This window comes from Candidatus Cryosericum terrychapinii, assembly GCF_003570925.1.
Lineage (GTDB): Bacteria > Caldisericota > Caldisericia > Cryosericales > Cryosericaceae > Cryosericum > Cryosericum terrychapinii.
In genome coordinates this window covers 103,750-122,095 of sequence record NZ_QXIS01000032.1, presented here as the reverse complement: position 1 = coordinate 122,095, position 18,346 = coordinate 103,750, and the positions used below count along the sequence as shown (strand labels likewise).

Here is an 18,346-nt window from a genome sequence, read left to right as displayed (position 1 = left end):
CACTTCATAGCAGATCCTCCTCTGTACTACGATATGAACTTCCCAATCACCAACCTTACGTCACTACCCACCCACCATCGCAGGAGCTTCTCGAGGACACTGCCGGCCTCTGGTGGCAAAAGAAAGAGGCGGCTGCCGACGTCGACAAGCTCGAAACACTCGACTACGGCGGCTGTCGAACCGATCTCAAGGGAGCCTGGACTGATGTGGAGGAGAACCTGAATGCGTGCGAAAAGGGCAGCCACGGTCAGTCTTGGTCACCTTCGCGCGCTGTCATGTCGATGACCTGCCGGAATACTACTGCAATCATTGACCCGGCGGTCCGGATGAACAGCACCCTATATGGGGTCTTCTTTTCAATGCTTAAACTCAGTTTGGTGCACATTCCGTTCTTGTCAAGCCCCCGTATTGCCTCACCTATTTCCTACTCCAAATCGCACCTTCGGCTACACAGCACCGCCAGGGCGGCCTCTGTCTCATGGTGATTCTATCAAGGCAATCACAAGATAAAGAGAAAGCCCCCAGTGCTCTCACACTGTGGGCTTCTTGCACATATATACTGACGATTGATGTTTAGTTTGCAGCCACTATCCGACGGGTGTCCCGTGCAATGACTAATTCCTCATTGGTCGGGATGACCAGAACCTTGATGCGCGAAGACGGCTTGCTGATGTCTGCCGCCTCACCACGTTTCTTGGCGCGATTCTTGTCAGCATCGAGTTCTACGCCCAGGAATTCCATGTCCTTGACGACCATTTCACGAACGACCTCGCTGTTCTCACCTATGCCCCCCGTGAACACGATCGCATCGACCCCGTTCATGGCTGCAATGTATGAGCCAATATACTTCTTGAGCCTGTAGCAAAACACTTCCAGTGCCAGCGTCGCACGTTTGTCGCCCTTGTCAGACTCTTCCTGAAGAGCGCGGAAGTCATTGCTGATGCCCGAAATGCCCAGAACGCCTGAATGCTTATTGAGCAGAGCGTTGATCTGCTGAAGGTTCAGTTCTTCCTTCCCCATGATATAGAGGGGGACAGCAGGATCAATGTCTCCGCAGCGTGTCCCCATGGGGAGACCTTCGAGAGGAGTGAACCCCATAGACGTATCGACGGATCTGCCGTGATCGACAGCGGTAACGGAAGAGCCATTGCCCAGATGACACGTGATAAGCTTGAGTTCATCGACGGTCCTTCCCAGCATTGCGGCAGCCTCATGCGAAACATAGTAGTGGCTGATACCGTGAAAACCGTATTTGCGGATGTGGTTCCGAGCGTAGAAAACATAAGGGATCGCATACATGAATGCTTTGTCCGGCATCGTCTGGTGGAATGCAGTGTCGAAGACGGCGACCTGGGGAACCCGGGGCAACAGCTGTGAGATAGCGTAGATGCCCGCAAGGTTCGGCGGATTGTGGAGAGGTGCGATGTCAATGCACTCCTCGATCTTGGCCACTACCTCGGGGGTAATCAGCGTCGATTCCGAGAACGACTCGGCACCATGAACCACACGGTGCCCGACAGCCTGAATGTCCTCAATGCTCGCGAGGACACCTTTTTCCGGGTCAACCAGAACTGTCAGGATGAGCTCGACGCCAGCGTGGTGCTCAAGGATCTCGTGGACAGAGACAAGCTTCTTCCGTCGAGCTACCGTGTGATTGAGCTGCGCCTGCGCGGTGCCGATCTTCTCCAGCAGGCCTTCGGCCAGCTGCTGGTCATCGTCGTACAACTTGTACTTGATAGAAGAGCTGCCACAGTTCAGGATCAGAACCTTCATATCTTCTCCTCCGCGTTGTCGACACGAGTCTCATAGCTGTAGAAGCCCTTGCCGGTCTTCACTCCCAAGTGCCCACGTCGAGCCAGGTTCCGGACAAGCGCCTGTGGACGATATCGAGTCTCGCCAAGCTCGTGGAAGAGGTGCTCCGACCACCCGAGGACGATATCCAGCCCGATCTGGTCGGCAAGGGCAAACGGACCCTTGTTGAAACCGAAACCAAGGCGCATGGCGACGTCGATGTCCTCCTTGCTGGCCGTTCCTTCCTGGTAGAGCATGATGGCTTCGTTGATAAGGGGCACGACAAGACGCGCCGTGATGTAGCCTGGGTTCTCGAGCACGTCGACGGGGGTCTTGCCCATGCGGCGCGCCAGTTCCTTCGCACGGTCGACAGTCGCCTGAGACGTATGGACGCCTCGCACCATCTCGACCAGCTTGATCGCCGGAACGGGCGCGAGGAAGTGCATGCCTACGAGACGTTCCTTGTTGACCATCTTCAGCGCGATGTCAGTGATGGGCAGGATAGCAGTGTTGCTGACGTAGGTGACCTCACCAGGGCACATCTTCTCAAATTGGATCTCAAGCTGGCTGAACAGATCCTGCTTAGCCGCAAGATCATCCGGAATGGCCTCAATGACAAGGTCGACGCTGCCCACGTCACTACGATTCAACGTGAACTTGATGTGGGAAAGCAGGACCTTCTTCTCTGATCCCGTGATACCCCATCGCTGGAGCTCAAGATTGAGACTGTTCTCAATGCTCTGGCGGGCACGCGTCAGTCCGTCCTCCGTTTGGTCGACGAGCACCACTTCGAGACCGTGCGCTGCTGCGTCCTGAGCAATTCCCGCTCCCATGACGCCGGCACCAAACACCGCAATCCTTCGAATTTCCATGTACACCTCTCCTGTTACGAGATAGGACGAGCGGCACGCAGTGCGCCCACTGAAATCTTCACGTTAGTGCAGGTCTCCTCTGCTCTCGCGCATCTCCTCGTCGCTGAGGCCGAAGTAGTGACCCAGTTCATGCAGGACCACGTGCTGGACAAGAGGCATCAGCTCGTCGACCGTATCGACCGAAGACTCGAGAGGGACCTTGAACACGCTGATCTTGTCAGGCAGAGTTCCACTGTAGTGCGGCCCCCGATCCCGAAGCGGAACCCCCTGGTACAACCCCAGCAGGCCGTAGCCGTTGGCAACTCCGGTACGCTTCAGGACATCCATCGGAGGAAAATCCTCGACGACGACGTCGATATTCTTGAGCGCCGTCCTGAACTGGTCAGGAAGCGTGACAAGAGCAACGAGCACGAGTTCTTCGAAGTCCTTCTGTTCCAGTTCAATCACGACGCATCCTGCTCCCTTATCCGACCGGTAAGTATTATTTATCATACCACAACCATTGGAGAGGCCAACACCGTTGTGTGACGCCGGCATCTGCAACGCCAAGTGCAGCGGCCTGTCTCCTCGCCATGACACCGTACATACTCACAACTCTTGCATTACGGCAGGACTTCCTCTAGTATGTGGTTGAGGGATGCCGAAAGGCATGCAACTAGGCACCAGGACTGGCTGGAGCTTTCTGGCTCATTTCCTGGTGCCCAGCCCCTCAGCGATCGACCTCACCGTGTGCCTCAGGAGGTGCCCATGAAACAACGCAACGTGGTTCGTACCATCTACTTGTACCTCGTCACAGTGGTCGGGATCGTCATGGCTCTTACCGGGCTTATCGGGGCAATCACCAGTGTCCTCAACATGTATGTCTTCCGTCTGATCACATCGGACAGCATGCAGAACGAACTGGCCTCAGTGCTGGGTTTCGCCTCCGCAGTGGCAGTCGGCGTGCCCGTCTGGTTATACCACTGGGGCATCATCCAGGAAACACGCCAGCATGGGCCGGCACTTGCGACAGCCCCTTCCACAGTGACGAGCGAAACCATCGTAGCCGCCGCGCCGCCACAGCCGGAGGTTCGCCGGGATCTCATCAGAAGGCTCTACATCTACCTGCTATCCGCCATTGGACTGTTCATCGTCATGTTCAACCTTATCAGCGTCGCCCCCGGGGTCTATCGGGCATTTTTCATGTCGTTACCTCCGATAACAACACCCATGAAGCCGGACGCCGCCGGTGCCATCTCATTGAACAATACCTACGCGGTTCAAAGCCTTATCAGGAACATTGTGGCCGTCGTTGTCGGGGCTCCTGTCTGGCTGTATCACTGGCATCTCGGGCAGCGTGAGCACCGGCAACTGCTGGGCGACTGACACAAGCGAAATAACTCACAGACCAGCCCAGAACTACCCTTCCAACGAAGGCACGAAGTCCCCTGCAGCAACTCAATCGCAAGTCTGTAAAGGACTTTGCGCCTTCTTGTTTTGAGACCGTTTAGTATATAATGGCTACGTGACAATCAATCCTGCAGAGGAGAAAAATGGATGAGCAAACTGTTCCCCGGTCTCCTGGCCGTAGCTCCTGTATTCCCCGTGTCGAGGGATTGCGAGAGGACCGGCCTGACAGCGGGAACGTACGCGACAACGCCACACGAGTCGTCTCACCCAGACTGACAGTACAGATGCAGAGCCCGCACAGTACGATCGTCGATAGCACCATAGTCCCATCGACCCCAGGGCAGTCACGGCCTGGACGGTCCCAACTTCCTGTCATGGTGGGTTGTCAGCCCATGACAGGACGATTTTGGCGCAGGAGGGTACAGCATCTGCCCTCTCCGCCGTTGTGAGGGAGTGAAGCCATGAAAGCACTGGAAGTACGCAGCATCTCTAAGATGTTTCCCGGAAACCTTGCGAATGACAACATCTCGTTCTCAGTCGAAAAGGGAGAGATCTTTGCCATCGTCGGCGAAAACGGTGCGGGCAAGAGTACCCTGATGAACATCATCTACGGCATCTACACACCATCGGGCGGAGACCTCCTGGTCAACGAGAACGAAGTCAAGATCCGTTCGGTCGAGGACGCAATCAAGCTCCGGATGGGCATGGTGCACCAAGAATTCATGCTGATTCCAAGGTTCACCGTCACCCAGAATATCGTCATCGGCGATGAGCCGCACAAGGGTATCTTCTTTGACTACGGCAGGGCAGTGCGCGAAGTCCGGGAGCTCTCGGAGCGCGTCTCGCTGACCGTGGACGCCACGGCTCTTGCGGGTGACCTGCCCGTCGGCGTCCAGCAGCGTGTCGAAATCCTCAAGGTGTTGCGCAGAGGTGCCGAAATCCTCATTTTCGATGAGCCCACGGCTGTTTTGACGCCTGAGGAGACTGTCGAACTGTTCGTGACCATGCGTAAACTGCAGACTGAGGGAAAGACCATCCTCTTCATCAGTCACAAGCTGAAAGAGGTCATGGAGATCGCCGACCGCATAGCGGTCCTGCGTCGCGGCAAGCTGCAGGGCATCGTGAACAAGAAGGACACGACCGAAGAGGAACTTGCTCGCATGATGGTCGGCCGCAACGTCGTCCTCGAGATACCCAAGGTCGACGTGGAAGTGGGACCTGTGGCATTTGCGTGTCACGATCTGCACGTCCGAAACAAGCGTGGATACGAGGCCGTCAAGGGCATGAGCTTCGACGTCCACGGTGGAGAGGTCGTCGGCATTGCGGGCGTCCAAGGCAACGGCCAGGATGAATTGGTCAACGCGATGATCGGTTTCTCGCATCCGGTCTCAGGTTCGATGGAACTCAACGGAAAGAACATGCGCATGGTCACGACGGCACAGCTGCGCAAGGAAGGCATGAGCTACATCACCGAAGACCGTGCACGCAGAGGTCTTGTCATGCCATACACGATACGCGAGAATGCTGTCATGGGTCAGCACTTGGCCAGACCGTTCAGCAAGGGCATCAGGATGGACTACGACAAGGTCGGGGAGTTTGCCGAAGGGAAGGTCAAGGAATACGACATCCGCCCTGGCGATGTCTATGATACGGCAGGATCCCTCTCCGGCGGCAACCAGCAGAAGCTCATCCTGGCCCGTGAGCTGTCGCTGCCACACAATTTCCTGATCGCTTCGCAGCCGACGCGCGGTCTGGACGTTGGCGCCACCGAATTCGTCTATCGCAAGCTGCTTGAAGAGAAGAAGGCCGGCAAGGCCATTCTGCTCATCTCACTCGAACTCTCTGAGATCCTCGGCCTGTCCGACCGTATTCTGGTCATGTTTGAAGGCCGCATCGTCGGAGAGACGACCCCGGACAAGACGACCGAGGAGGCCCTGGGTCTTCTGATGCTCGGCGTCGGTAACGACAAGAAGGTGCAATCGTGAGCGAAAGCAATTTCACCACCAAGTTCCTCAAAGCCTTCGGCATCGACAACAAGGGGCGCAATCGGAGAGACCCTCTGAACATCTGGGTCCCCCTCATCTCGGTGGGCCTGGCTCTGATCGTTGGCATGATTGTTATAGCCGCCTCCGGACGAAATCCCTTTCGGGCATATGCACTTCTGTTTGGCGATTCGGGACTCATCCCCGGGGGAGCAGCATGGCGGCGCGAGTTCGCCGAACTGCTCATCAAGAGCGCCATGTACATTGCGACAGGTCTCTCGGTCGCACTGGCATTCAAAGGTGGCCTGTTCAACATCGGCGCTGAGGGCCAGTTCTGGGTAGGCGCCATCGTAGCGACCTTCTTCGGATACTGGGCTCCCGTTGCCCATACCTTTGGGGCTATGTACGTTGCCCTGGGGAGCTTCGGCTGGATAGCGCAACTCCTACATGGAGCCATCTGCATCATCATGGGCATGCTTGCGGGCGGCGCGTGGGCGGCAGTCGCCGGCTATCTCTATGTCAAGCGCGGCGTCAACATCGTCATTGGCACGATCATGCTCAACTGGATCGCCTGGTTCCTGATCACAAGCTGGCTGGCGATCGGGCCCATGACGCCTCCATCCCAGACGTTCACTTCTGGCACCTTCTATGTGGCTGACACAGCCAAGCTGTTGAGAATCATGATGCCGACACGCCTCAACACCAGTATCCTGCTGGTGTTACTCGCGGCGTATGCCACGTGGTTCCTCCTCTATAAGACGACGGTCGGCTACGAGATCCGCGCCATCGGCTACACGGCCAACATTGGCATGGAAGCCCCACGTGCGCAGGGAATCAACATCGGCCGCCGCATCCTGCAGCTCATGTTCTTCTCTGGAGCCCTTGCAGCGCTTGGTGGCTCCTTCTTCATCCTGGGGCTGCAGTACCAGTTCCCCAACACCGCGACTATGGGCTACGGCTGGACTGGTATCGGCGTCGCATTGATCGGCCAGAGCGAACCCCTGGGTGTCGTGCTGGCTGGACTGTTCATCGGTGCACTGCGCACCGGGGCCACGTCCATGCAGATCGCCAACATCCCAAAGACATTCTCCAACATCATTGAGGGTATGGCGGTCGGCTTCATCGCCCTGCAGGTTGCCGTGCGATATTACCTGGTCAAGATCCTCCAGCGCCGCCGCACCCGTACGGACCCACCAGCAGACCAGGAGGCCATAGCGTGAACATCCTGCAGATCAACCTCACGATTGCCCAGATGCTGGACTACACCATGCCGATCCTGTTTGCCGCGCTGTGCGGCGTCCTCAGTGAAAGCGCAGGCGTCGTCAACATCGGTCTGGACGGCATCATGCGTTTCGGCGCCTTCTTCGGGCTGCTCGGCGCGTTTTTCTCTCACTCCCCATGGATCGGCCTGCTGTTCGGTATCGCCATCGGCTGCCTGGTGGGAGCGCTCCATGCCTTCATCACGATCAGGTGGAATGGTGACCAGACCGTCTCCGGAACAGCCATCAACGTCATCGCCGTCGGCCTCATGACGTACTTGCTGGAATACGTCTTCAGCACGACCGGGTATTCGCCACAGCTCCAGAACTACTTTGGAGCACAGGCCTACCGCGTGCATCTCCCTTTCCTTGCCAAGATACCCCTTCTGGGGGCCTTCTCCAACCTGTCGTTCATGATATGGTTTGGCTTCATCTGTACGGTCCTGATGCACGTACTCCTGTACCACACGGTCCTCGGCCTGCGCATCCGTACCTGCGGTGAGAATCCTAAGGCAGCAACGACACTCGGTATCAACGTTTTTCGCATTCGCTGGTTCGCCGTCGTCGCAGGGGCCGCGCTCGCAGGCATTGGCGGTGCTACACTGTCCATTAGCTCATTCTCGGGGTTCAGCGACTCCATGCCCAACGGTGTCGGGTTCATTGGCCTGGCCGCTATGATCTTTGGCAAGTGGACCCCATTCGGCGCTCTTGGAGCGGCGCTCCTGTTTGGAACGGGCCAGATCGTCCAGTCCATCATCGCCGTCACGGGTATCGCTCCCAAGCTGGCGCCCGGGCTCACTCTTATTCTGCCATACGTCCTTACGCTGGCCGTCCTGGCAGGCTTCGTCGGCAAGTCTGTCGCTCCCGCGGCAGACGGCCTCCCGTATTACAAGGAACAGCGTTAGTCGATCCTTACGCCGGCCGCCGCGGGGACATTATCCTCCGGCGGCTTTTTTACTACTCCCATGGAGGTGAGTCATGAGCAGTCAGTCGGGCGAACAGAAAATGCAGTGGGCAATCCGTCACATGCCGATCCTGTCATCAGTTGCCGAACGCTTCGAGAAGGAACAGCCCTTTGCCGGACTCAATATCGTCATCGCTCTCCACCTGGAGGCCAAGACAGCCAACCTGGCCTGCGTGATGCTACGTGGCGGCGCCAAGGTCGCCATTACGGCGTCCAACCCTATCACCACGCAGGACGACGTGGCTCAGGCACTTGCAGAACGCGGAGTCACGGTTTTTGCCAAACGCGGCGAGACGCCGGCTGAGTACAAGGAGTACTTCGGCAACGTCCTGGCCACTAAGCCCAACCTGCTGATCGATGACGGTGGGGACCTCGTGAATGCCGTTCACTTCGAGCACCCAGAACTGCTGCCCGCCATTGTGGGAGCATGCGAAGAGACCACGACCGGAATCACCCGCGACCGTGCGCTGGCCCGCGCGGGCAAACTGTCGTTTCCCATCATCGGGGTCAACGAGGGCCTGTGTAAACACCTCTTCGACAATCGTTTCGGAACGGGACAGTCCGCCTGGGACGGCATTCTTCGGACGACCAACATGAATATCGCCGGCAGGGTTGTGGTCGTTGCGGGGTACGGATGGGTCGGCAAGGGGGTGGCCATGCGTGCCAGAGGCCTCGGCGCCCAGGTCGTCGTTACAGAAGTCGATCCTGTCAAGTCCGTCGAAGCCCACATGGAAGGCTATCAGGTCATGCCCATGCTCGAGGCCGCCAGAATCGGTGAGATCTTCATTACTTGCACGGGCAATGTAAAGGTCATCACCAAGGAGCATTTCGGCGTCATGAAGGACGGTGCCATCCTGTGCAACGCTGGGCACTTCGATATCGAAGTCGACGTTCAACACTTGCGGAACAAGGACCCTCAGCACCACGAAGTCCGGCACAACATCGAGGAGTATGCTTCCGGTGGCAAGCACTTCTATGTCCTGGGCGAGGGACGCCTTGTCAACCTTGCATGCGCCGACGGGCACCCCATCGAGATCATGGACCTGACATTCGCGCTGCAGGCGTTGTCGGCTGAGTACCTGGTCAGGCACCAGGAGTCACTGCCCAATGAACTCATCAACGTACCCGAGACGATCGACGACATGGCATCGAGAGCATTCCTTGCATCTCGCGGCTTGTCCATTGACACGCTGACCGAAGAGCAGAGAGAGTATCTCGGCTCGTACTAGACCTCAGAGATAGACATGGATCGCGCCGAAGCGAAGGGCCGGACGTGACGTCCGGCCCTTCGCAATGAAATGTTCAAGAAATGGTTCTAGCCCAGAGCGTACCAATCGCCCCCGTCCCGCTTGACCCGGTACAATGCTTCATCCGCTCGTGCGATGATGTCGATGGCTGATTTGTCCTTGTAGTCCACCAGCGACCCTCCGACCGAAACGGAGACCTCGATAACGTTCTTCTGGCTCTCCGGCGATGACAGGACCGAGTGATGGACGAGCTCAACGATTCGTCCGCTGAGCTTCTCAACTCCCTCAAGTTCGATAAGCGGACACACGATGATGAATTCGTCGCCACCAAAACGGGCGAGGAAATCCATCGAGCGCATCGAGCGCTGCACAACAGAGGCGACAAACTTCAGTGCTTCGTCTCCTGCCAGAAATCCAAAGCTGTCGTTGATGTTCTTGAACTTGTCGACATCGATCATGACAATCCCAAACCGCTGGAAATGCCGCTTGAACAGCCCATATTGCTGGTCCAGGATCGTGTCGATGTAACGCCGATTGTAGAGACCGGTCAGCTGGTCGACGATCGATGCGTCAGACAGCTTCCTCAACTGCTCTGCAAGAGCGCTTCCAGCCACCGACTGAAGTTCGCCGAATACCTCTACGCCATACCGTTCATTGCCGACCTGCAGGACCGACGCCTTAATGTAGACAGTCAACCGCTCTCCGTCTTTCCGCTTGAGGAAAACCTCCTTGACCTCCTGCCGCTCGCCGGTCTCGATGCATTTCTGCAACGGGCACCCGTCGAAACACAGGTTCTTGCCGAGGACGTCGGTATGAACCAGGATGTTGTCGTGGCAGTGTCTGCTCAGAACTTCGTCAGACGAATAGCCAGTAATGCGTTCCGCCCCCTTGCTCCAGAAGACGATCTCGCGCTCCCGGGTCGTTACGTACACGCCGTCCGAAACAGCGTCCAGGATTTCGCGCAGGCTCTCGTCAAGTACTCCCATATTCATCATATCCTCCTGATTGGCGCAAATCGTGCGACCCGCCCCACAATCACGAGATCGTGACGACGACGGGAGTGTGGTCTGATGGCTTTTCCCAGCGCCTCGGCTCGACGTCGACCATGCAGTCGGTGACGCGCGCGGACAGCGCCTCCGAACCCCAGGCATGGTCGATACGCATACCCATGTGGCGCTTGAACATGTTCATGCGATAGTCCCACCAGGTAAACTGCTGCTCACTGTGGAATTTGCGGAACAGGTCGACGAAACCCCACCCGCGTAGATTCTCGAGCGCCTCACGCTCTTCCTGCATGAAGCCGATGGCGTCCTGCATCTCCTCGGGAGCCCAGACGTCCTGGGGATCCCTGGCCACGTTGAAATCGCCCATGAACAGCAGGCGATGGTTTCTGGAGTATGTTGTGTCGAGATAGGTCCGAAATTCCTGGAAGAACTGAAGTTTGTGCAGAAATGCCTCGTCGCCGCGTTCGCCGCCATGTGGCAGATACCCGTCGATCATCCTGACGTCCCCGACGTCCACTGCCAGAATCCGGCTCGGATCATTGCCGGCCCATCCCTTGACGACGCCAGAGATGGGCAGCCTGGACGCAATAGCAACGCCGTTGTAGGTCTTCTGACCGGACATTGCGACCTGATATCCCAGTGCCTCGAACTCTGCAGCAGGGAATGTCTCGTCGACCGTTTTGGTCTCCTGCATGGCGAGAACGTCCACCTGTGACTCCTGCAGCCACCTCTGAACAACAGGCAGACGAGCGCGCACTGAGTTCACGTTCCACGTCGCTATCTTCACGGCTCACTCCTCACGCTTATTGTAGGCAGGTTTCCGCTCGACGTCACGGCCTCTGGCCATTATCCTCGCCATAGCGGCTGCAAGCCGTTGTCTATCCCAAAGTTCGACCCCCGACCTTGCCGCCAGCTCTCGGGCTGATTCCGTGAACCCGCTGCTCACGACGACCATTCCACGGGTACCACGGTAATACTGCACGGCTCCCAGGACCTCCTGCACCGCGCTAATACCAACGTTGCCGCTATATCTCTTTGCCTGTACGACGATGCGCTTACGGGGCGACGTCAGCACCAGGTCGGCCCCGAAGTCATGACTCATGCCAACATGCTGGATACAGTAGCCCAGATGGACAAACAGCACTGCCAGGAACTCCTCGAACTGCGTGCCGTCCATGGCGTCGATGGAACTCAGCGTTGCTCCGTGAAACATTCGGTCGCGACGCATCCGGACGACGATGCCGGCCACTGCTATCAGAACAAGAAGCACGGCAGTTGCCGCCAGAGAAGGAACGAATGGTATGAATGCATTCCAGCCGGCGGTCACGGTTCTGGAGGCCCACTCCGCTGTCCGCTGCTGCAGCGCACCCAGAACTCCTTGGATGTCAGGCAAGCAGGGCCTCGATCTCCGCCTTTCTGCTCATGGCGGCATCATACCCTCGCACGACATACTCGTGGACGTCCGCAGGCGCACAACCCTTGAGATCAGGTCGGATGACCAGATCAGCCACCTCGAGCTCCGGCCTTGCGATGTTGTTGAACATCAGGTTGAGCGAACGCTCGAGCAGTTTTGGGATGTTCAGGCTGGACTTGTACTCTTCTTGCTGATCCGGATCATACAGTGATACCGCGATGACCCTCGTGGCGCCCCGCTTGCGCAGCTCCGTCACCGGGACCGGCAGCGACATGCAGCCATCCAGCAGATGCTGGTCACCGGACTCGACAACCGGAAACATGCCTGGCAGGCTGAAGCTCCCGGACAAGGGACCCCAGATGTCCCCGCTGTCGAAAAGAAGGGCTCTGCCGGTCTGCGCGTCGGTCGCGGCGATGCAAACGGGTTTCTTGAGAGCCTCGAAAACCGTCACCGGGAGTGATTTGCGGAGAGCGGCGCGCAGACGCAAGGGCGTCGTCAGGCCACTCACGGAAATGGCGGACCCGAGCAGCGTGGCCACTTGGGCGCCGTGCTTGACGCTGAGGGCTTCCAGGGCTTCGGAGTCGAGGCCCGCCGCACTGAACACGGCTACCACGGCGCCCATCGAAGCACCCGAGAACAGGTCGACCTGAACGTGAAACTCTTCCAACGCCCGCAGCACGCCTATGTGCGCATACGCAAGGACCCCGCCCGAACTGAGAGCCAGGCCAAGCTTCTGATTCCTGTGAGTCCTCATCGTCACTCCTCCTGTTCCGGGGCCGGGAATAATCCTCTTCTTAGTAGCATATTAGTATATTGCGGATACGGCAGCTGGACAACAGCGCTCCTCACCACATCTGTCGGCTTGACATGACCCCCTCCATCCTATACTTGGAGTGACATCAGGAGGCACGCATGGCCATTTTTGACGTCATGGGACCGATCATGGGACCCTCCAGTTCGCACAGGGCAGGTGCTGCCAAGATCGGCTACTTGGTACAGCGTGTCTATGGCAAGCCTGTCAGAAGAGCTCATATCATACTCTACAATTCGTTTGCAGAAACCGGGCAAGGAGGTTTGATGTGAACCAGATGGTGCCGGTCGTCGAGGCCACGCGTGAGGTCTTCAAGCCAGTCCCGGAGGCCAAGGGTTCGTGAAGACACAGACGGCGCTGTGCCAGGAACAGCAAGCCACCCGCTCTGCCCGCGAGCGCTCGGACCTTGCGCGTGGGTATCCCCTCGCTGTGGCCAGCGCCATCATCCTGTCGACCACTGCCATCTTCATCCGCTACCTCACACAAACCTACAACATGCCTGCGCTCGTTCTGGCCTTCTGGCGAGATTCGTTCGTGGCGCTCACGATGCTGATTGTTCTCGTCATCCTGCATCCGCGCCTGCTGCGCGCGGAGCGACGCCACGTGGGCTACCTTGTTGCCTACGGCCTCATGCTGACGATGTTCAACTCTTTCTGGACGCTGTCCGTCTCCCTCAACGGAGCAGCCGTGTCGACTGTTCTGGTCTACTCCTCGGCTGCATTCACCGCTCTTCTAGGCAAGTGGCTCCTGAAGGAACGTCTCGGATGGGTCAAACTTGTGACAATCGCAGGCTGCCTGGGAGGCTGCATTCTGGTTTCCGGCGTTCTCGAGCCGGGCGCATGGCAGGGAAACCTGACAGGTATCCTGACAGGAACGCTGTCGGGACTCTGGTACGCGGGTTACAGTCTGATGGGCCGTTCAGCCTCTCAGCGAGGGCTCAACCCGTGGACGACCTTGCTGTATACATTCGCCTTCGCAGCGTGCTTCCTGCTTCTGCTCAATCTGTCTCTCGGGAAATTCCTTCCCGGCGCGGCCGTTGGCCCCGCGGATCTGCTGTGGCTTGGAAAAGCCGCGTGGGGCTGGTTCATACTCTTCCTCCTGGCGGCAGGTCCCACTGTCGCTGGTTTTGGACTGTACAATGTCAGCCTGGGCTACTTGCCGTCAAGTGTCGCCAACCTGATTCTCACCCTCGAGCCGGCATTTACCGCAGTAATCGCCTACCTCGTGCTGGGTGAACACCTGAATGGCATCCAGATCGCCGGCAGTCTTCTCATCCTAGCTGGCGTGGTCTTCCTGAGAGTCTACGAGAGCCGGCACAGCACCCAAGTGCTGACCACGCCGCAAACCTCGACACCGTGTACATCTCCCCAACTCCCTGCACCACATATCTGACATCATACACAGCCTCGGTGAGATGATGTAACACCTGCACCCTTCCGCGCATCCTTGCGCTCTTCAACCGCGGCAGTATCATGAATTGTTACGTTATTCGAAAGGAGCAGTGCACATGAATCAGCCTCAGGTTCGAAAAGGCGGGATCCTGGTCGCCATCGCGTCGGCCGTCATCTACAGCGGCACCTCGGTCCTCGTCAAGTTCGCATACCGGTACAACCTGAACCCTGTCCAGCTGCTCAAGGAACGCTATCTCCTCGCCAGCATCATCCTCGTCGTGATCATCGGGCTCCTGAACTGGCACCTGCTGTTCCCGCGCAACTGGCATGAGGCAGGTGTCCTCCTTGGCTTTTCTGCCGTGTTCGTCACCGGGCCGACGCTGCTCTACTTCACCGCCGTCCGACTGTTGCCTGTGTCGACCGCCATGTTCCTGTTCCACTGCTACCCCGCCTTCGCTGGTCTGTTCGCCTGGATTCTCCTGCATGAACGCGTGACGCGCGCCTACCTGGCGTCGGTAGGTGTCATCGCCGTCGGCCTGCTGCTCCTGCTGGGCGCGAGCTTTCGGAGCGTTTCCGGGATCGGCGTCCTGACCATGCTGGCGTGCGCTGTGGCCTACGCGCTGTACGCCGTACTCTCCCAGCGCGTCATCCGTGGAGTCGACCCGCGCACGCTCGGCCTGTACAACCAGGTGGCGCCCGCCATGGTTCTGTGCCTCCTCACCATAGGCCAGCCCGTCTTCTACCCGGTCATTTTCAGCTCCCGCACAGCGATGCTGGTCTTTGCCGGCATCGGTCTGTCGGCTGCAGGCGGCATGTTCCTGTTCGTACAGGGCATCGCCATGATCGGCGCTCAGCGTGCCGTTATCATTGACTCCCTGGAACCGGTCCTCTCTGCCCTGTATGCGTTCGTGCTCCTCGGCGAGCACATGAAGCCTGTTGCCCTTGCCGGAGGTCTCCTCATCGTGGCCGGCGTCGTCATCGGCAACCTCCCGACAACAAAACGCAATGTACCGTCGACACTGCCTTCAACCACTGGTCAATGAAGAAGGGGCCAAAGCGATTGTCAGCCTGAGATGACTGCCATGCTGGAATATTTGCCGTTTTGCATCTCGTGTTATACTCTCCACTGTCAGAGAGCACTGAGAGGACATTTCTTCAGGGGGAGGAAGAATGGCAAGAGGCCACAGCGAGAAGTTCAGGCGCACCATAGCGGCTTCGGTCCACAGGCGGACTGAGACGTCCGGGACGTCACGCGGTGACAAGGCGCTCATCTACGAGGGCGAGCTGGAGACCATGGCCCGTTTCGTCACAGACTATCCAAGTATCGAGACCGGTGGAGACCTCTTTGGTTTCTGGACCCACACGGGTTCACCGATGATCGAGTATGTACTGGGACCAAGCGAAACTGCTGAACACGAGGGCGCTGCCTTCTACCAGGAGTCCTCGTTCCTCAAGTCTGCCGGCGGAATCCTCCACGACCTGCACGGCCTGCAGCATGTCGGCACCTGGCACTCCCACCACAGACTCGGGCTCACCGAACCGTCCAAGGGCGACTCGAGCACGATGCAGCGAGCACTCGACAAGAACGGGTTCAATGCCTGGTTGCTCACGATATGCAATTTCACCGACAAGTCCGACAGAGTCGAGATGCGCGCATACCTGTACGGTGCATATGGAGACGGAGAACGCCGGCAGTTGACGTGGCTCATCCTGCCCGGTTCCAGCCCCGTGCGCACTGCCATGGAAGCCATCAAAGGATTTCCACGCAGCGAACCGCGCACTCTCGCCTCAACCTACGAAGCCATCCCCAGCACAACATTTGCTGTCATGGCAGCCGCACCTCAGACAGAGAGCCCGACCTTCCCCATCTCCTCGTTCATGGCGACACCCGAAGGGCGTGGCGAACTGCACCGCCTCTTCCAGGAGTTGTCGGCGCTCGAACGAGGCGTCGAAATCCTGCAGCGAGAGGACGGACGGGTGTCGTTAGCCTTTGAGCGCGACGGTTACGCGTTCGAGATCGTTTTTCCACATTCCTACCCTGTCGTCAAGCCCGTCGTCGAATGTCGGCCCGTAGACATTCCAGCAGGACAGGAGGAGTCCTGGAAAACCCCGCGCACCCTCTTTGTAGCCATGGACCGTGGCGACGACGTCGTTACGCACATCGAGGAACTGGTCACAACGTTCCTTGTCAACCGGGAACACACGGGGTCTGACGCCCCCCGCGACAGAGAGGGCTGAGTCCCATGGGCTGGTCTTCGCAGCAGTCAGCTAGACTGCATCTCGAAATGGGTATCCTGTCGCGCTACTTCCCGACCTTCTTCCTGAAGGACAGCATCATCCCCGGTCATGCCGTCATCGAGGGGACCTTGCGCTCCAATGCGGGCAACGAATACCTCATTCGTCTCCGTGTGCCTGCCGACCTGCCAAACTCCGTCCCTATTGTCGAGATCGTCAGCCCTGTCCTCCGAGACCGCTTTGGGCATTCCCTGGTCGACCTGGGTACATCGTACCCGATGCACCTGCTAAAACCGGAGAACGGCGCCGTACGCATCTGTCACTACAGCGCTTCTCACTGGCACCCCAATATCACATTCTTCAAAGTCCTGCTGAAAATCCGGGCCTGGATCGAAGCCTATGAAGGTCATCTGGACAGCGGCTATGCTATAGACCACTACCTGCCGCACATGGAAGCCTGACCACGAGGAGGAACACGATGGAAGAGAAAGACTCGAAGAGCGTCCAGAACCATCTGGCACAGATAACACAGGGCAAGGCGACGACCAAGAAGCTGGTCTTCGACCCGCGAACACAAGAGCTGGTGCTTGTCGACGCCAAGTCCCCTAAGCTTTCGCCCGACGCCGTGACAGCGGATGACCCGACGCGCGACGGCTTCTTCGCCTGTTGACTGCCATGACACCCCTGGTCTACGTGCTTGAGGAGCAGATCCGTGACCTGCTCAGCCAGACGGGAGACGTCCGCCTGGTAGATGGTGTCGCATATGGGTTCGACGACTGGACGGTCTTCCACGCCTATACCGAGAAGCCTTATTCCACGCCTTCTGGGCGCATCTGCCCTTGTGTCGCGATGCGTTCGGACGCTGCGGGATTTGTCGACGAAGAGAAGCTCATGCTGCAGGTTCGCAGCCGAGTCGACCCCGACGGGGACCCCATCGTGGTCCTGTTGGCGGGGACCGACGCGGGGGGTTCACCCTCCTGCCGTGCACTTGTCCTGACCGAGAAGGGCGTAGCCGGTGCAGACGCGCGGTTTGTCCCTCGCCGCTCCGAGTTGTTCTCCCGCAACACCGGGCTCCTCGAGACGTCGGCGCTGGCTGACAAGAAAGTCGTCATCGTCGGTCTTGGCAGCGGCGGTTCCCCCATCGCTCTCGAACTGGCCCGCGCGGGAATCGGCCATTTCACGCTCATCGATTTCGACCGGCTCGAGCTGGGGAACATCAGCCGCCACGTGTGTGGCGTAAACGATCTCGGTCGGTACAAGACGCTCGCGGTGCGAGACCAGGTACTGCAGAAAAACCCCTATGCCAAAGTCTCGACGATGGAAATCAACGTCAACCAGTCGCTGGGCCAAGTCGAGGATGCGGTCGCGGCGTGTGACCTGCTCATTGTCGCCTCTGACAATGACCAGAGCCGTTTCAACCTCAACCAGATGTCCCTCAACAACAACAAGGTCACCCTGTATGGGCGCGCCATCACACGCGCCGCGGGCGGCGACGTCCTGCGTGTACGACCATGGAAGGGCCCCTGCTACAACTGCGTGTTCTCTTCGGGCCTCATCGACGGCCGCGAAGAGGAGATGTCACAAAAGCGGCAGGCTCTCGCCGTATTGCCCGCCTACGTCGAGGAAGACAAGATCAACACCATGATCCAGGTCGGCCTGTCCTCCGACATCGCGCCCATCGCGAACATGATGGTCAAAATGGCACTCGTGGAACTGTCACGTGGTATCGAGACCGGGATGAGCACGGTCGACGAAGACCTCGCCTCGGATTTCTACGTCTGGGCAAACCGGCGCGAAGAAGCCTATGCAAACTGGCCGCGCATGGGATTCAAGTGGACACACCCGAGCATCCTGCGGTGGTACGGCGCTCGCATCGACCGTGATCTGGACTGCCTGGTGTGCGGTGGTCATCTGGAAGAAGAGCCAACGACATAACGTCACGCCCAAACATGACCGAAATGGCCCACCCCTCGGGGTGGGCCATTGT

General features: G+C 58.4%; 21 protein-coding genes. 13 read left to right on the top strand and 8 right to left on the bottom strand.

The window, feature by feature from the left end:
• Positions 1-26: 26 nt before the first annotated feature.
• From SMC7_RS05710 to SMC7_RS05695, 4 genes are all read right to left on the bottom strand, one after another.
• Entirely contained in the window at positions 27-245 is a 219-nt protein-coding gene (locus SMC7_RS05710) for a hypothetical protein (RefSeq protein WP_119089386.1), read from the bottom strand.
• A 328-nt stretch (positions 246-573) separates the two neighbouring features.
• A complete protein-coding gene (locus tag SMC7_RS05705) occupies positions 574-1,773 on the bottom strand; it encodes an acetate kinase (RefSeq protein ID WP_119089385.1) in 1,200 nt (399 codons plus the stop codon).
• A complete protein-coding gene (locus tag SMC7_RS05700) occupies positions 1,770-2,663 on the bottom strand; it encodes a 3-hydroxyacyl-CoA dehydrogenase family protein (RefSeq protein ID WP_119089384.1) in 894 nt (297 codons plus the stop codon). Before SMC7_RS05700 ends, SMC7_RS05705 begins: the two co-directional genes overlap by 4 nt.
• A gap of 63 nt (positions 2,664-2,726) precedes the next feature.
• The gene (locus SMC7_RS05695) at positions 2,727-3,110 is read right to left on the bottom strand and encodes a metallopeptidase family protein (protein ID WP_119086319.1); all 384 of its coding nucleotides are present in this window, start codon (positions 3,108-3,110) and stop codon (positions 2,727-2,729) included.
• A gap of 300 nt (positions 3,111-3,410) precedes the next feature.
• On the opposite strand from SMC7_RS05695, the gene SMC7_RS05690 reads away from it, so the two are divergent.
• From SMC7_RS05690 to SMC7_RS05670, 6 genes are all read left to right on the top strand, one after another.
• A complete protein-coding gene (locus tag SMC7_RS05690; protein WP_119089382.1) occupies positions 3,411-4,028 on the top strand; it encodes a DUF5671 domain-containing protein in 618 nt (205 codons plus the stop codon).
• A gap of 171 nt (positions 4,029-4,199) precedes the next feature.
• Positions 4,200-4,328, top strand: a complete 129-nt coding sequence (locus SMC7_RS07545) for a hypothetical protein (RefSeq protein WP_279386262.1) — start codon at positions 4,200-4,202, stop codon at positions 4,326-4,328.
• Between the two features lie 185 nt (positions 4,329-4,513).
• On the top strand, positions 4,514-6,037 hold the full coding sequence (locus SMC7_RS05685; RefSeq protein WP_119089381.1) for an ABC transporter ATP-binding protein: 1,524 nt from the start codon (positions 4,514-4,516) through the stop codon (positions 6,035-6,037).
• Positions 6,034-7,254 (top strand): ABC transporter permease, encoded by a 1,221-nt coding sequence (locus SMC7_RS05680; RefSeq protein WP_207798728.1) that lies wholly within the window; start codon positions 6,034-6,036, stop codon positions 7,252-7,254. The genes SMC7_RS05685 and SMC7_RS05680 overlap by 4 nt, the downstream gene beginning before the upstream one ends.
• Entirely contained in the window at positions 7,251-8,198 is a 948-nt protein-coding gene (locus SMC7_RS05675; protein WP_207798727.1) for an ABC transporter permease, read from the top strand. The genes SMC7_RS05680 and SMC7_RS05675 overlap by 4 nt, the downstream gene beginning before the upstream one ends.
• Positions 8,199-8,271: 73 nt before the next feature.
• On the top strand, positions 8,272-9,486 hold the full coding sequence (locus SMC7_RS05670) for an adenosylhomocysteinase (protein WP_119089380.1): 1,215 nt from the start codon (positions 8,272-8,274) through the stop codon (positions 9,484-9,486).
• 86 nt (positions 9,487-9,572) lie between these two features.
• On the opposite strand, the gene SMC7_RS05665 is transcribed toward SMC7_RS05670, so the two are convergent.
• The 4 genes from SMC7_RS05665 to SMC7_RS05650 are packed head-to-tail and all read right to left on the bottom strand — an operon-like array spanning position 9,573 to position 12,676.
• Positions 9,573-10,496, bottom strand: a complete 924-nt coding sequence (locus SMC7_RS05665) for a sensor domain-containing diguanylate cyclase (protein WP_165845177.1) — start codon at positions 10,494-10,496, stop codon at positions 9,573-9,575.
• 43 nt (positions 10,497-10,539) lie between these two features.
• Positions 10,540-11,295, bottom strand: a complete 756-nt coding sequence (gene xth / locus SMC7_RS05660) for an exodeoxyribonuclease III (protein WP_119089378.1) — start codon at positions 11,293-11,295, stop codon at positions 10,540-10,542.
• A 3-nt stretch (positions 11,296-11,298) separates the two neighbouring features.
• Positions 11,299-11,901 carry a restriction endonuclease gene (locus tag SMC7_RS05655; protein ID WP_119089377.1) on the bottom strand — a complete coding sequence of 201 codons (603 nt, stop codon included), beginning with the start codon at positions 11,899-11,901 and terminating at the stop codon, positions 11,299-11,301.
• Positions 11,894-12,676: a patatin-like phospholipase family protein gene (locus SMC7_RS05650; protein ID WP_119089376.1), complete on the bottom strand. Its 783-nt coding sequence runs from the start codon at positions 12,674-12,676 to the stop codon at positions 11,894-11,896. The genes SMC7_RS05655 and SMC7_RS05650 overlap by 8 nt, the downstream gene beginning before the upstream one ends.
• A 158-nt stretch (positions 12,677-12,834) precedes the next feature.
• Between SMC7_RS05650 and SMC7_RS07380 the strand changes: the two genes are divergently transcribed.
• The 7 genes from SMC7_RS07380 (at position 12,835) to SMC7_RS05620 (ending at position 18,294) form a co-directional block, all read left to right on the top strand.
• The gene (locus tag SMC7_RS07380) at positions 12,835-13,005 is read left to right on the top strand and encodes a hypothetical protein (RefSeq protein ID WP_165845176.1); all 171 of its coding nucleotides are present in this window, start codon (positions 12,835-12,837) and stop codon (positions 13,003-13,005) included.
• 67 nt (positions 13,006-13,072) lie between these two features.
• Positions 13,073-14,125 (top strand): DMT family transporter, encoded by a 1,053-nt coding sequence (locus SMC7_RS05645; protein ID WP_207798726.1) that lies wholly within the window; start codon positions 13,073-13,075, stop codon positions 14,123-14,125.
• Between the two features lie 115 nt (positions 14,126-14,240).
• Complete coding sequence (locus SMC7_RS05640) at positions 14,241-15,167, top strand: DMT family transporter (RefSeq protein ID WP_119089375.1); 927 nt, start codon at positions 14,241-14,243, stop codon at positions 15,165-15,167.
• Between the two features lie 127 nt (positions 15,168-15,294).
• Positions 15,295-16,362 carry a hypothetical protein gene (locus SMC7_RS05635; protein WP_119089374.1) on the top strand — a complete coding sequence of 356 codons (1,068 nt, stop codon included), beginning with the start codon at positions 15,295-15,297 and terminating at the stop codon, positions 16,360-16,362.
• Between the two features lie 5 nt (positions 16,363-16,367).
• Entirely contained in the window at positions 16,368-16,820 is a 453-nt protein-coding gene (locus SMC7_RS05630; protein WP_119089373.1) for a hypothetical protein, read from the top strand.
• A gap of 17 nt (positions 16,821-16,837) precedes the next feature.
• A complete protein-coding gene (locus SMC7_RS05625) occupies positions 16,838-17,029 on the top strand; it encodes a hypothetical protein (protein ID WP_119089372.1) in 192 nt (63 codons plus the stop codon).
• Between the two features lie 5 nt (positions 17,030-17,034).
• A complete protein-coding gene (locus SMC7_RS05620) occupies positions 17,035-18,294 on the top strand; it encodes a HesA/MoeB/ThiF family protein (protein ID WP_126850735.1) in 1,260 nt (419 codons plus the stop codon).
• The last annotated feature ends 52 nt before the right edge of the window (positions 18,295-18,346 follow it).

Coding starts and splice junctions, on each gene's coding strand:
- SMC7_RS05635 (WP_119089374.1), top strand. CDS start 15,295: ATGGCAAGAGGCCACAGCGAGAAGTTCAGGCGCACCATAGCGGCTTCG.
- SMC7_RS05630 (WP_119089373.1), top strand. CDS start 16,368: ATGGGCTGGTCTTCGCAGCAGTCAGCTAGACTGCATCTCGAAATGGGT.
- SMC7_RS05665 (WP_165845177.1), bottom strand. CDS start 10,496: ATGAATATGGGAGTACTTGACGAGAGCCTGCGCGAAATCCTGGACGCT.
- SMC7_RS07545 (WP_279386262.1), top strand. CDS start 4,200: ATGAGCAAACTGTTCCCCGGTCTCCTGGCCGTAGCTCCTGTATTCCCC.
- SMC7_RS05625 (WP_119089372.1), top strand. CDS start 16,838: ATGGAAGAGAAAGACTCGAAGAGCGTCCAGAACCATCTGGCACAGATA.
- SMC7_RS05640 (WP_119089375.1), top strand. CDS start 14,241: ATGAATCAGCCTCAGGTTCGAAAAGGCGGGATCCTGGTCGCCATCGCG.
- SMC7_RS05700 (WP_119089384.1), bottom strand. CDS start 2,663: ATGGAAATTCGAAGGATTGCGGTGTTTGGTGCCGGCGTCATGGGAGCG.
- SMC7_RS05670 (WP_119089380.1), top strand. CDS start 8,272: ATGAGCAGTCAGTCGGGCGAACAGAAAATGCAGTGGGCAATCCGTCAC.
- SMC7_RS05620 (WP_126850735.1), top strand. CDS start 17,035: ATGACACCCCTGGTCTACGTGCTTGAGGAGCAGATCCGTGACCTGCTC.
- SMC7_RS05685 (WP_119089381.1), top strand. CDS start 4,514: ATGAAAGCACTGGAAGTACGCAGCATCTCTAAGATGTTTCCCGGAAAC.
- SMC7_RS05690 (WP_119089382.1), top strand. CDS start 3,411: ATGAAACAACGCAACGTGGTTCGTACCATCTACTTGTACCTCGTCACA.
- SMC7_RS05650 (WP_119089376.1), bottom strand. CDS start 12,676: ATGAGGACTCACAGGAATCAGAAGCTTGGCCTGGCTCTCAGTTCGGGC.
- SMC7_RS07380 (WP_165845176.1), top strand. CDS start 12,835: ATGGCCATTTTTGACGTCATGGGACCGATCATGGGACCCTCCAGTTCG.
- SMC7_RS05705 (WP_119089385.1), bottom strand. CDS start 1,773: ATGAAGGTTCTGATCCTGAACTGTGGCAGCTCTTCTATCAAGTACAAG.